This window comes from Streptomyces sp. NPDC107454, from assembly GCF_055582885.1.
The window spans coordinates 85,331-98,680 of sequence record NZ_JBVJPA010000002.1 but is presented as its reverse complement, the minus strand read 5'-3'; the positions used below and the strand labels follow the sequence as shown (position 1 = coordinate 98,680).

Below are 13,350 nucleotides of genomic sequence, written 5' to 3'. Positions count from 1 at the left end.
CTCAGTGCGTAGACCCCACATACGCCGCGTGGCGATCGCCGTCGCGGTGACGACGGCGGCCACGCTTCCGGCGGGCCCCGCCTTCGCGACGCCCGACTCGCCCGCCCGCGCCGCGACTTCGGCCTCCTCGCCGGTGGAGGCCGCCCGGGCCGCCGCGTTCGCCCACGCCCCGGCCACCGGTGTCGGCCCGGGTGACACCCTGCGGGCCACGGACGTCATGACGGACCCGGACGGCAAGCAGCACGTCCGCTTCGTCCGCAGCCACCAGGGGCTCCCGGTGCTCGGCGGCGACCTCGTCGTCCACCTCGGCAAGGAGTCCGCCTACCTGGGCGTGACCCGGGCCGCCGACCACGCCGTCAAGCCGGCCACGACCGAGGCGAAGCTGACGCCCCAGCAGGCCGAACAGAAGGCCGCCGCGGTCGCCCAGGGCGACGCGGGCAGCGCCGAACTCGTCGTCGACGCCCGCGACGGCGCCGCCGCCCTCGCCTACCAGGTGCGCGTGACCGACAGCGACACCACCGAGGTCGCCGGCTCGCGCACGGTCGTCGTGGACGCGCAGAGCGGCCGGATCCGCAGCAACACCCCCGACAGCGACGAGTTCATCTCGCCGCACCTGGAGAAGACGCTGCGCGAGAAGGGCGAGACGGCGAGCCCGGTGACGGGCGTGGCCACCCAGCCCTCCGGCCCCCTCGGCGCGACGGCGGCCGCCCGCTACCCGGTCAAGGCCACCGGCAGCGGCACCTCCCTCTTCGCCGGCAAGGTGACGCTGACCACGACCCGGACCGCACGCACCAGCTTCCTCCTCAAGGACCCCACCCGGTGGAACACCGAGACCCGGGACGCCAAGGGCGCGGAACTGGAAGCCTTCTCGCGCGGCACGAAGTTCACCAGCACCACCAACAAGTGGGGCACCGGCACCACCGCCAACCGGACCACCACCGCGGTCGACGCCCAGTACGGCATCACCCAGACGCTGGACTTCTACAAGAAGACCTTCGGCCGCAAGGGCATCAAGAACAACAGCACCGGCGCCCGCGCGATGGTCCACTTCGGCCGTAAGGTCGGCAACGCCTTCTGGGACTCGACGTGCGGCTGCATGCTCTACGGCGACGGTGACGGCGCCATGTTCAAGAAGCCGCTGGTCGTCCTGGACGTCACCGGCCACGAGCTGACCCACGGCGTCGTCGACGCCACCGCCGCCCTCGAACCCACCCGGGTGGACGCGGACGGCAACCAGTACGGCGAGCCGGGCGCACTCAACGAGTCACTCGCCGACATCTTCGGGTCCAACGTCGAGTTCTCCGCCAACAACCCGAAGAACCCGCCCAACTACCTCATGGGCGAGAAGCTGGGCCTCGCCCAGAAGTTCCTGCGCCGCCTCGACCACCCCTCCCTCGACAAGCTGGAGGGCACCATCGACTACTGGTCGCCCGAGGCGTACGACACCGAGGTGCACGCCGGTTCCGGCGTCTCCTCGCATGCCTACTACCTGCTCGCCGAGGGCAGTGGCCGCAAGACGATCGGCGGTGTGACGTACGACTCGCCGACGTACGACGGCTCGCGGGTGACCGGCATCGGACGCGCCAAGGCGACCGCGATCTTCTACCGCGCGCTGACCCGCTACATGGTCTCCACGACCGACTTCCACGACGCGCGGACCGCGACCCTCAAGGCCGCCGCCGACATGTACGGGGCGACCGGCGCCGAGTACCGGGCGGTGGACGCGGCGTGGGCCGCCGTCAACGTCACCACCGCCAACACCCCGGCCGCCGGACGCTGACGGACGGCACGAGCAGGACGGCACCGGAAGAAGGGCCCCGCCACCGGGTGGGGCCCCTTTCGCCGTTCCCCCGGCGTCAGTGCTGCTGTGTCTTCTGCGGAGTCGCCTCACTCGGCCGTACGACGACCAGGCCGTCGCCCTCCAGCTTCAGCTGCACGGCCTCGCCCGAGCCGCCGCGGATCATCGAACCGATCGACTGCGAGCGGTGCAGCGAGGTGTGGAGCTGCGCGGTCCAGCCGACGACCGCGTCCGTGTCGACGTACACCGGCTGCTGCGGTGAGACGGGTATCACCAGCGGGTTGCCCTCGCAGATCAGCCCCAGTCTTCCGTGACCGCTGAAGACGCTGTTGAAGATGCCGCCGCCGGTGACGCCCGCGCCCTTCACGGTCTTTATCTCGTACGACAGCGTGGAGTCGAAGCACAGGACATTGCGCCCGTTCACGGTGAACAGGTCGCCCGGCTCGACGTCGATGATGAAACAGTTCTGCGCCTCGTGCGCGAACCAGGCCTCGCCCTGCCCGCGCACCGTCATCAGCGGCAGTCCCTCACCGGTGACCGCCCGCTTGAGCATGCCGCCCACGCCCTGGCCCTTGCGCTCGAACTGCAGATTCCCCCGGTAGGCGATCATCGCCCCCTGGCGCGCGAGCATGTCGCCGTTGACGGCGTACTTGATCGACTTGGCGTTCTGGATGGTCATGCCCGGCGAGACTGCGGGCTGCACCATGTGGTCACTGGAAAAGAGATCACCCTTCATGCGGGCATCTTGGCCCGGAGGGTTCGGTTCCGCCAAGATCGCTGACAGCCTGGGGCCGTTGGGGGCGGCCGGCGGCTGCCGGGAACGCACGAAGGGCCGGTCCGGTGGCACCGGACCGACCCCGGGGGAGTCGTCAGGCGGCGCTGGCGGTGCCGACCTGGCCGTGCAGGCGGGCGACGACCTCGGTGAGCTGGGCGGCGACCTCGGCGTCGTCGACCGGGTGGGTCTCGGCGAAACGGGTCACGGAGCCGGGAACGGAGAGCTTGACGTCCTCCAGGACGGCGGCACCCGCGATGCCGAGGGCCTTGCGGGCCTCGTCCTGCGCCCAGACGCCACCGAACTGACCGAACGCGGTGCCGACCACGGCGGCCGGCTTGCCGGTGAAGGCGCCGGCGCCGTACGGACGCGACAGCCAGTCGATGGCGTTCTTCAGGACAGCGGTGATCGTGCCGTTGTACTCCGGCGAGAAGAGCAGGAAGGCATCGGCGCGGCCCGCGGCCTCACGGAGGGCGGTGGCGGCGGCCGGCACCTTGCCCTCGACGTCGAGGTCCTCGTTGTAGAACGGGACCTCGGCGAGCCCCTCGAACAGCTCGATCTCCGTGCCTTCGGGGGCGAGCTTGACAGCCGCCTCCGCGAGCTGGCGGTTGTGGGAGCCGGCGCGAAGGCTGCCGACGAGCGCGAGGATGCGTACGGACATGGGGAACTCCTGGGGACGAAACATTGCGGCAATAAACCGGACCGAGGTCCGCTTGCTGGTCTGTTTAATGTTGTAGCACCTAAACGGACCAGGGTCCAGTTGCCCCCTTCTGCCGTTACGCTGTGTTCATGTCCACCCCACTTCCGCCCTTCCCGAAGGGGCAGGAACCCTCGGGAGCCCCGGTTCCGCTGGAGCTGACCGTCGGGCCCGCCGCGCCGCAGCTCCGCGCCGACGCCGCACGCAACCGCGCCCGGCTGCTGGAGGCCGCCACCCGACTGGTGGAGGAGCACGGGGTCGCCAATGTGACCATGGAGGCCGTCGCCGCCGCGGCCTCGGTGGGCAAGGGAACCGTCTTCCGGCGCTTCGGTGACCGCACCGGCCTGCTGATGGCCCTGCTCGACCACACCGAGCAGCAGTTCCAGGCCGCCTTCCTCAGCGGCCCGCCACCTCTCGGCCCCGGCGCGTCACCGGCGGACCGCCTGCACGCCTTCGGCTGCCGGGTCCTGCGCGAGATCCACGACCGGCTCGACCTGTACATCGCCGCCGAGCCGGACGCCTCCCGTCGCTTCAGCTCCGCCCCGTACCGTGTCCGCTTCACGCATGTCGCGATGCTCCTGCGCGAGGCCGTGCCCGGCGCGGACGGCGTTCTCCTCGCCCAGACCCTCATGGGCTACCTGGAACCCGCCCTGATCCACCACCTGACGCGCCAGTGCGGGATGCCCCTCGACCGCCTGGAGTCCGGCTGGCACGACCTCGTGAAACGGACCACCTGCCCGGTGCCGGACAGGCCCTAGCGTTTCGGTGTCCGTCAGTTGAACGGGTCCAGCGTGACGTACGCCTGTTGGGGGTTGCCGTCGTGGACGAGGGACTCGTAGTTGCCGACGTCGTCGAAGGCGAACGCGTAGGCCTTGCCGTCGGCCATCTGCGCGTGGATCTTGCGGGCGTACTGGTTGGTCACCGCGTCCTGGTAGAAGTTCGCCGAGCTCGTGTCCGGCTGGCTGGGGTTGGTGAGAAGGGTTGAGCGGTTGAAGCCCGCGCACAGGGTCCGTGAAATGGGGCCGCGTACCAGGTCGTTGGGGGCGTCCAGCCGCTTGTAGCAACCGAAGATGCTGTCCGAGTCGGGCTTCTGGAAGCTGGTGACGACCGCTCCCGCGCTGTTGGTGAAGTTCATGACGTCACCGGAGACCCGCCCGAAGTACTTCGTGTTCGGCTGATCGGTGAACGGCGTCACCGTCAGCGTCGACGAACTGTACTTCTGCCACACGCGGTTGACGTAGTCGTCCATGACGGTGCCCGGCAGCGCGCCCGCCTCGATGCCGTGGCCGGGAGCCAGCGCCCGCAGGACGGTGCCGTCGGACCGGGTCTGGATCAGATTGGCCCAGCCGCCCGGCTGACCGCGCAGGGCGTTGAAGAACCCGGTGTAGCCGCCCGTTTTGAGGTGGCCGGTGTTCTTGGTGCTCCCGTCGGCGAGCTGGACCCCGACGGCGTACGGGGCCGAGAACATGTCGACCTGGGTGCTGTTGATCCACAGCCCGGAGTCGTTGAGCGTGTACTCGGACCAGTTGAAGAGGATGTTGTGGTTGGGGTCGCTCGGGTTCTGCACGGCCGGCTGCACCAGGCCGCCGGTGGTCAGACGGAAGTCCAGTTTCTGGCCGTAGGAGAAGTAGATCCGGCCGGAGAACTTGGGCATCCGGATCGTCATCGACTGGCCGTTGGCCGGTCCCGTGATCGAGGCGTCGGGCGCGGGCGTCGGCGGATTGCCGCCGGCGGGCCAGGCGTGGAACGTGCCGTTCGCGTCGGCCCAGCCCTGCTGACCCGTCGAGAGGAGCGTTCCGAGGTCGTAGATGTACACGGGTTCGCTGCGGCCGGAGTTGTTCGTGAACTTCAGCGGGATCGTCGTGGGGACGGCCGCGTCCGCGTCGGAGGGGGCGCCGAACGTGAGAAGCGCCGTGGTGACGGTGGCCGCAGCCACCGCCAGGGCATGCCATTTGAGACTCCTGAGCCTTCTGGGCACTCGCTCTCTCCTTGAGTGGGGGGATTGCAACGAGGTGGATTCCGGCGGAGTGGAGCCGTCCGGTTCTCGTTGAGAGCGCTCTCAGAATTGCGGCGGGTGCCGTACATGTCAACGATTCCGGCAGGATTGGTCTGGTCCAACTGGGGGCGGTGGTGTCACACGGTGATGTCTCCGGCGGATCCGGCGGGTAGTTGGCGGAAGTGGTCGCCAATGCCGGTGGGAGCGTGGCTGACCTGCTGTTTGATGGCCGTGCGGCCGCCGTCGTGAACTGCGTCGGGCACTTCCGGCAGGGCGTCGGGGCGGCCGGAAGGGCTGGCCGGAGGGGCTGGCCGGAGGGGAGCCGTTTCGAGGCGGCGGAAGGGGGCTTGACGTAACTCCGCCGCCCGCTCCGAACTCTCGCCGGTGCGGCTGACCAGGGGGAGGGGGGCGTCTCGTCGTGATCGGCTCGGGCTGGACCGCGACGTGCAAGTGTTGGCGTCCGTGACCAGGCCTGATCAGACACTTGCTGACCTTTTGCCGGCCTTTTGCTGACTCTGCTGACGAGTGGTCAGATACACCGACGGTGACCGCGTGCAGGCTGAGTCTGGCCTTGCCCAGCCGTCTTTTCGTGCGTGCGCGAGCGGGGGAGAGGGCTGATTGCCTTGGCTTGCGCCGATCCGCAGGCGGGCCCGGTCTCGTGAAGCGCACCGGAATTGACTGGAGACCAAGAGTCTGCCGGTGGGTGGTGATCACCTGCCGCCCGCGCAGATCAAGCCTTGAGGAACACAGACGCCTCAGCTGCCTTCTTGACGGCTTGGGTCCGTGAGGCGTCTAGCCTGCGGAGCGACCACCCCGTTCGGCTGCTCGGGCTTCCTCGAGGCGACCGAGCAGGAACGGCACCATCCCACGCTCCAGCAGAGCCAGTTCCCACTGCTCCCACGCCCTCCTGACCTCGGGGTCCGTAGCGCCGGCCCGCCCGTCATCCGTGGCCGAGCGGTTGCGCGCCGCCGCCACCAGCAGCCAGGCGAGGTCGCCGACCGCCGCTCCGGCGGCCACGGCCGCGGCGATGAGCCCCGCCGTGATCAGCCCCTCGCCGACGTAGGGACGCCCGCCCAGGGCACGCAGGCCAAAACCGATCAGAAGGAATGCGGCTGCGGCGACGGTTGCCAGGCTGGGCACGAACACCGCCAGCGCAGGCAGGAATCCACCCCCTCCACGCGTGCCCACCACGGCGGAAGCGGAATCGGTGCCCCGTTGGCCGCCCTGCCCCGCAGCCGCAGCCTTGGCTTCGAGATATTCGTGGTACTCGACGGCCGCCGTGGCAATGATGGCGGCATGAGCTTGGAGCGCCCGGGTGCGCAACTCCTCGGGGCTGAGCGCCCCGCCGGAGCGGTCCAACGCCTCTTCGACCTGCCGGGAGTTCAGAGCCTGATCCAGCATCCGCTCGAAAGCGATGCCGGTCTCCGTCCCTGAAGGCTCAGGATCTGGCATGTATGACCCCCCGATGAATCAAAGCCTGCGACGGTACGGGTCCCACCGCACTCCTGCGAGGTGGGAAGAGTGGCGAGTGTAATGGTTCCCGGCTTGCGCAACTTTGAAAGACTCGGTTGATCGGCGCAGGCGTCGGGTCGCGGCCGTCGGTAGGGCCACAGGCGGGTTGCCCGACGGCGTTCCCCGACCTCCTCCGCGGCACCGCACAAAAGCTGGAGCACGGGTGATGGAATCGTCCCAGGTTCGTTGGAACCGATGACGCGCCCCGGATGTGAGCTCCAGGGCATCGACTCCGTCTACAGCAAGTGCATCAGGACCAGGACCTGGACCGCCGCATGCCGCCAGCGCAGACTCCGACGACATGTCCGTCGCGCCAGGCTGATGAGAAGGATCCCCATGAACTCGCCCGGCCCCTCTTGATCGCCCCGGCGCTGCTGTGGACCGCAGCCGCCGGTGCATCGCTGATCGCATCGACCGGGCTTCCCGGTCGCCGCGACAGCTGCCATCGCCGGGTACACAGCCACCGCTTTCGCCGCGGACCAATTCTCGCTCGGCGGCGCCGCTTTCAGCATTCTGTGGCCCACCATGGCCGCCACGGCCCTCGCCTATGTGGCAAGAAGACGTATCTCTTCCTGGCCCCAGTGGGCCGGAGCGGCCTTCGCCGCCGTGGGCGCAGCACAGTACGGCGCACTTCCGATGTGACGCCCTGCCCGGCAGCCCGCACACCGGCCGAGACCGTCCACGCCATCTGTGCCGAAATTCGCGCCGCACTCGACCAGCACCCCGTCCGCGCTCTGCGTGACGGTGCCGGTGAGCTGCGTCGGCAGCCAAGATCACATATCGCCTGTTTTATGAGGCTGACGTCGAGCGAGTACAGCACCGGGCCGGTTCACGGCGGCCGGATCGACTCGCTGAACGATCCCATGACGTCCGCGTCACAGGCCCAGACGGACATCATGGACATCGCAACTCACGGTCGGTAGCTTCGACCAGCACCGGTGAGTTGTTCTCGTCGAGCCCGAGTGTGTCGAGGGGGCCCCGGTGCCTCGGCCCCCTCGGGTATGCCGAGGCCAGGTCCCGGCCGCCGAGATCACCTCCGTCGACGGTGCAGCTGGTATCGAGGACATCCTGCGCCTGGCCGCCTGCAGCGACCGTACCCGGCTGCTGGTCCACGACAAAGGCACCGTCCTCGGCTCGATCCACGCCCGCGACGCCATGGTCGGCCGCGCCGGGGGCCGGACCACAAGCGCCCGCGACCTGGCCCGGCCCGTGCCCGAACCGACCGAGGACGCTGCGGCCTCTGACGCCATCGACCTGCTGCGCCGTTCAGCGCTCGCCGTGGTCCCGACGACTCCAGCCGCCTGACCCGCATGGTGAGTCTGGACGACCTGCCGGCTCGCTACCTGCAACCGCGGGCGGCCTGACCAGCAGCCCGAAAGCCCCGACCAAGGCTGAGGTCGGGCCCTTCGTCATGGTGTAGCCGCGGTCGGAGTGCGGGTGCGACCGTCCTCCCCGCCCTGCCGGGCGATCACCCCTGTGTCCGGCTCTCCATCTTTCCGCCGTCGGTTCCTCCTCATGACGCACACCGCTGTCAACCGCAGGTACCGGAGTCGCAAGTGCCGGTGTGACGCGAGGGGACGTGCCTGGTCGGCACTGTCGGCGGACCACCAGCGCATCCCTGCAGGTGCTGGCCGACCGGGCCCGGCTGGGCCTGGGTCCGGTGACCTGCCAGGAGATCGCCGCCCAGTTCTGCGTGGAGGTGTTGCCAGCCGGGTGGAGGCGCCGCGGTCGAAGGCGAAACGCCTGCGTCACCGGTGCGGTCGTCCTCCTCGCCGGTATCTGGGCCGGGCTTGCGGGGCCACTGACGGCCGTGCCGCACTCCTCATCTCCGGCACCGCCGCACTGGTGTTCGCCGCCGTCCTGCCTACCGTGCGGCGTACGCGCCCGACAGCAACGCCCGCGTTCACGGCAAGGAAACACCGCCACGCACCGGCACCCCTCTTCGACGGTCACCGCTGAGCGGTTCTACAGCCGCAGGCGAACGGCTCGCCGCAGGTCTACGCCGACATGGGCCGCTGTACCCGGATCGACTGCAACAGCCCTACCGCCGCCCACACCGCGAACATCGACGATCCGCCGTAGGAGACGAAGGGCAGCGGAATGCCCGCCACCGGCATGATTCCGAGGGTCATGCCGATGTTCTCGAAAGCCTGGAAGGCGAACCAGGCGATGATGCCTGCGGCGACGATGGTGCCGTACAGCTCGGTGGTCTCGCGGGCGATGCGGCAGGCGCGCCACAGGACCACGCCCAGCAGGAAGATGATCAGTCCGGCGCCCGCGAAGCCCAGCTCCTCCCCCGCGACGGTGAAGACGAAGTCGGTCTGCTGTTCGGGCACGAACTGACCGGTGGTCTGGGAGCCATGGAAGAGACCTTCGCCGGCCAAACCGCCGGAGCCGATGGCGATGCGGGCCTGACTGGTGTTGTAGCCGACACCTGAGGGGTCCAGGTTCGGGTCGGCGAAGGCGGCGAAGCGGTTGATCTGATATTGGTCCAGGACGTGCAGTTGCCACACGGCGACGGTGCCGAGGACGCCGACGGCGAGCAGGCCGAAGATCCAGCGGCTGGAGGCGCCAGAGGCGAACAGCACGCCCAGGATCGTGACCGTCATGACCATCGTCGAGCCGAGGTCGGGCATCATCAGGACAACCATGATCGGCACGGCGGCCAGACCCAGGGACTGAACCACCGTGCGGCTGTCGGGGTACTTCCTGTCGCCCGCGTCGACCTGGGCGGACAGCAGCATCGCCATGCCGAGGATGATCGTGACCTTCACGAACTCGGACGGCTGAAGAGAGAATCCGCCGCCCAGCACGATCCAGTTCCGGTTGCCGTTGATGGTGGCACCGAGCGGGGTGAGCACCGCAAGCACCCCGCACAGCGAAAGGCCGTAAAGGATCGGCACAGCGTTGCGCAGGGCGCGGTGGCCCAGCCAGATCGTGCCGATCATCAGGACCAACCCGATGCCCATGTTCATCAGGTGCCGGACCAGGAAGTAGTACGGGTCGCCCTGGTTGATCTGGGTGCGGTTGCGGGTCGCGGAGTAGACCAGCAGCGAGCCGAGGAACGACAGCGCCAGGGCAGCCAGCAGTATCGGCCAGTCCAGTCGGCGGACCAGCGAGTCCCGGGCGAACAACCGCGTCCAGCCGGCGCGTTCGGGGCCGTAACCCGAGACGGAGAAACTGTTCGCGCCGACCATGGCAGCATCCTCCAGCTTTCCCGCCAATAGGTGGTGCGGCCGGCCACAACAGGCAACCCGGTGGTCGCTGCCTCCGCTGGGTAATCCTACGCAGCTCAGCGCCCGTCTCAGCGCCTGATCAGATCGTGTCGCCGAGCGCGGTCATCGCCTGGGAGGCTTTGCCTGACCGGGCGCCGAGGTAGCCGTTGGGGCCCGGCTCACCTCGACGCGGGTGGCGATCGTGCCGCGCCCCGAGGGACACGGCGATCTCAGCGCGGACCGGGAAGCGGGGCAGGACGTCGCCGGTGTTCAGGGCGTGAAGGGGTGCGCGAGGCGGGCGGCGCCGAGCAGGCCGCTGGCTCGGGCGACGTAGCCGAGCCGGCCGGTCTCCCGGGCCGCGCGGGTGCGGAGGACGGCGGCGCCGGTGAAGCGGTCGCGGACGGTGGAGCGGCCGAGAGCCAGGTCCGTGATCTTGCGATGGCGGCGCGCAGGGCGATCTGCTGCTGGAGCGTGGCGCCGTGCCGGGCCAGGACGTGCCGACGGATGTGACGGCGCAATCGACTTGGCGCCGCGACGGGCCGACGGAACGCCTCCAGCGGGACCGCCTCCGCCCCGTCGCATGATCAAGACCACATGCAGGCCCCAGGCGGTCGAGGCCGGAATCTCTCCTGTCCTCACTCCCTGGGGGATTTCATGGGCAGGTGAGAATGTCGAACCGGCGAGCACCGAAGAGGGCGGGCTCGGCCGGAGGGGCCGGCCGAGCCACTCTCCGCGCGTCGATCACACAGCTCGGATTTCCGGACCGCCGAACCACTGGCAGGCGGCCCGCTCGAACGCCTCACGATCCGGCTGGCGATCACCTGCCCAGACGACCACGCCGTCGGGCCGGACGAGCACGGCACCGAGTCCGAGGTCGTTCCTCGCCGCCCGGGCCGCATACCGTATCCGGCTCTCCCAGCCCGCCGCCGAGCCGTGCAGGTGTCGGTCGACGCTGAAGTCGAGCGTGACGCCTCGCCCGCTCTGCATCAGGTCGCCGAGGCGAGTGCCGTCCTCGAGGCGGAAGTCCGGGGCGTTGCGGCCGACCAGCGGATGCTCGTTGCCGAGGTCGTAGCGGATCGACTGTCCCGACATCCTGTCGAACACGTAGGTCGTTCCGTCCCGGGTTTCGACCAGGTCGCGGATCACTCCTTGGATGGCCTGGGCATGCGGGTCCGGGCTCATGGCGGCCACCTGGGCGCGAGACCAGTCGAGCACCTTTTCGGCGATCGGACGGCGCTCGCCGGTGTAGGTGTCGAGGAGCGCGTCGGGCGCGTGCCCGTGCACGGTCGCCGCGAGCTTCCAGCCCAGGTTGACGGCGTCGCCGATGCCGGTGTTGAGTCCCTGCCCGCCAAGGGGGGAGTGGATGTGGGCGGCGTCGCCCGCGAGCAGGACGCGTCCCTGGCGGTAGGTCGTCGTCTGCATTGCCCGGTCGGTGAAGGTCGAGGCGAGACGGACCTCGCTCAGCGTCACATTCGTGCCGGACACCCGACGCAGCACCGTCTGGAGATGGTCGAGCGTCGGCTGCTGGGAGCGGTCGAACGCGCCGCCGTCGAAGTCCATCATGCCGATCTGCCCGCCGCCCGGCGTCTGGAGGTACATGCCCGTCGGTGTCAGATTGAACCCGGGGCGCAGCTTCTCGGGATCGGCGAGGACGACGTGCATGCTGTAGCCGGTGGACTTCGGCTCGGTGCCCACGAATTCGAAGCCGGCGAGACCCCGCACGGTACTGCGTCCGCCGTCGCAGCCGACGAGCCAGCGCGCCGCGTACTCGTCCGCGCCGGCCCCCGCGACCACGGCCTCCTCGGTCTGGGCGATGGCGTCGACCGTGACGCCGCGCTTGATCTCCACGCCGAGCTTGGCTGCCTGCTCGGACAGCACCGCCTCGATCGTTTCGAGGTAGGTCAGGAGACCCTGCGGGGCAGGGCCGGGGAGCCGGAACGGCAGGGCGGCGACGTCGACCTTGGCGCCGTCGAGCACGATGCCGGCGAAGTGGCCACCGTGCTGAGGAGGCGTCGGCTCGTCCGCGTCGGGGTCCACGCCGGAGTCGTCGGGGACGCCCGACGCCGTCAGCAGCGGGTGCAGCATCCCGCGCCGGTAGAACGCCTTCATGGACGCGGCGGACAGGCCTCGCATTCCGAGTGGCTCCGTCTTGAACGGTGAGCTGGACTCCGCCTCCCGTTCGAGCACGAGGACGGAACAGCCCGCGAGGCCGAGCTCACAGGCGAGGAACAGACCGACCGGGCCGGCCCCCACGATCACTACGTCACGCACCAGAGATCCCCTTACTCACACCTACAGCCGGATGGGCACCCGGCGGGTCTTCCGGAAAGGTGCCAGTTCCCGCCGACATCGGACCGACAGCCTCCGACAACCGACCGACACCACAGCTCCGTCACCCGGTCACTCCTGGTCAAAGAACCGATCAGCCAGGACGCGGCGTGAGGAGCTGTTGTCCTTCCGATCTCGGGTCGTGTGCTTCGAAGGGGAGTCCCGCGCCTCGAAGCCTTCTCCTCGCACCTCTTCGAGTATTCGCGTCGGTGCGGGGCGCGGATGGAACACGCACGGATCGGTGCGGGCCACCCAGCCGCCGATCGACCTGCCGCTGGGCACGTCCGGCCGCGCCCGGGCGCTCCCCACCGGCGCGCCGCCCGACCGGGAAGGTCTGGGCGGGCCCGGCGGGTCTCGGCGCCGGGCCAGGGGGCGCTGAGCAGGACCCGCACGCTTCAGGTTCGCCGCAGGCCACTGTGGCGCACCGTGTATCCGGAGGTGTTCACCCATCAGCTCGCCGCCGCCTGGCTCACCTGTCGGCACCGTCGCCGGACTGCTTCGGCCTACCCGTGTCTGCTCGTCGGTCAGCGCTCGGCCCTCGACCAGGAGCGGCCACCGGTGTCGTTCGAAACCGTGCGGACAGTCTTCCCTAGGGGCACGACGATGGCAGGTCCAGGCTGCGGCTGACGCCGCGGGTGAGATCGACTGGGAAGTCTCCGTGGGCTCCACCATCGTCCGCGTGCATCAGTACGCGGCTATTTCTGCTGGCAAGGGGCCTGATTTTGAGTGAATTGGGCTGATGGTGGGTCAGGTGCGGGGTTGGCGGACGGCTCATATGAAGGGTGGGTTTATGCGAGCGGGCCGCTGGGGGCGAGCAGTGCCCGATCAGCGCGCCGAGGGCCGGCGCGGAGGGGGTTCTGGATGGACGTTCGGCGGTGGCCATGGTGAATGATCGGCAGAGGTGCCAGGGTCCTTGTCGCCATGGTGCGGCCTCATCAGGTTCACAGCATGCTGTGCCGCCCCAGTGGGAACCGGGGAGAGCGCTGGGGCCGCACCTGTGAACTGCGCATCCATGACATGCCGTGTTGTTGG

At 69.4% G+C, this 13,350-nt stretch carries 10 protein-coding genes and 1 pseudogene; 3 read left to right on the top strand and 8 right to left on the bottom strand.

Translation table 11 applies throughout. The features are described 5' to 3' along the window. The first annotated feature begins 4 nt into the window (after positions 1–4). A complete protein-coding gene (locus ACZ69M_RS04580) occupies positions 5–1,780 on the top strand; it encodes a M4 family metallopeptidase (RefSeq protein ID WP_470046555.1) in 1,776 nt (591 codons plus the stop codon). 76 nt (positions 1,781–1,856) lie between these two features. On the opposite strand, the gene ACZ69M_RS04575 is transcribed toward ACZ69M_RS04580, so the two are convergent. Together ACZ69M_RS04575 and ACZ69M_RS04570 are read right to left on the bottom strand one after the other, a co-directional pair. Continuing rightward, positions 1,857–2,534: an AIM24 family protein gene (locus ACZ69M_RS04575; RefSeq protein WP_470046553.1), complete on the bottom strand. Its 678-nt coding sequence runs from the start codon at positions 2,532–2,534 to the stop codon at positions 1,857–1,859. Between the two features lie 133 nt (positions 2,535–2,667). Next, positions 2,668–3,231 (bottom strand): NADPH-dependent FMN reductase, encoded by a 564-nt coding sequence (locus ACZ69M_RS04570; RefSeq protein ID WP_470046551.1) that lies wholly within the window; start codon positions 3,229–3,231, stop codon positions 2,668–2,670. Positions 3,232–3,359: 128 nt separating this feature from the next. Between ACZ69M_RS04570 and ACZ69M_RS04565 the strand changes: the two genes are divergently transcribed. Then, complete coding sequence (locus ACZ69M_RS04565) at positions 3,360–4,025, top strand: TetR/AcrR family transcriptional regulator (protein WP_470046549.1); 666 nt, start codon at positions 3,360–3,362, stop codon at positions 4,023–4,025. 14 nt (positions 4,026–4,039) lie between these two features. On the opposite strand, the gene ACZ69M_RS04560 is transcribed toward ACZ69M_RS04565, so the two are convergent. The 3 genes from ACZ69M_RS04560 to ACZ69M_RS04550 form a co-directional block, all read right to left on the bottom strand. Continuing rightward, positions 4,040–5,203, bottom strand: a complete 1,164-nt coding sequence (locus ACZ69M_RS04560; RefSeq protein ID WP_470047515.1) for a glycoside hydrolase family 64 protein — start codon at positions 5,201–5,203, stop codon at positions 4,040–4,042. A 197-nt stretch (positions 5,204–5,400) separates the two neighbouring features. After that, complete coding sequence (locus ACZ69M_RS04555) at positions 5,401–5,526, bottom strand: hypothetical protein (protein WP_470046547.1); 126 nt, start codon at positions 5,524–5,526, stop codon at positions 5,401–5,403. Between the two features lie 529 nt (positions 5,527–6,055). Next, complete coding sequence (locus ACZ69M_RS04550) at positions 6,056–6,715, bottom strand: hypothetical protein (protein ID WP_470046545.1); 660 nt, start codon at positions 6,713–6,715, stop codon at positions 6,056–6,058. A gap of 1,074 nt (positions 6,716–7,789) precedes the next feature. Here ACZ69M_RS04550 and ACZ69M_RS04545 point away from each other — a divergent pair. Continuing rightward, positions 7,790–8,139, top strand: a pseudogene (locus ACZ69M_RS04545) (CBS domain-containing protein); the annotation flags it as partial. Between the two features lie 633 nt (positions 8,140–8,772). Here ACZ69M_RS04545 and rodA read toward each other — a convergent pair. The 3 genes from rodA to ACZ69M_RS04530 all read right to left on the bottom strand — a co-directional run bounded on the left by rodA (position 8,773) and on the right by ACZ69M_RS04530 (position 12,261). Continuing rightward, entirely contained in the window at positions 8,773–9,972 is a 1,200-nt protein-coding gene (gene rodA, locus ACZ69M_RS04540) for a rod shape-determining protein RodA (protein ID WP_470046543.1), read from the bottom strand. Between the two features lie 288 nt (positions 9,973–10,260). Further along, complete coding sequence (locus tag ACZ69M_RS04535) at positions 10,261–10,572, bottom strand: hypothetical protein (protein WP_470046541.1); 312 nt, start codon at positions 10,570–10,572, stop codon at positions 10,261–10,263. Between the two features lie 159 nt (positions 10,573–10,731). After that, on the bottom strand, positions 10,732–12,261 hold the full coding sequence (locus tag ACZ69M_RS04530) for an FAD-dependent monooxygenase (protein WP_470046539.1): 1,530 nt from the start codon (positions 12,259–12,261) through the stop codon (positions 10,732–10,734). Positions 12,262–13,350 lie beyond the last annotated feature (1,089 nt).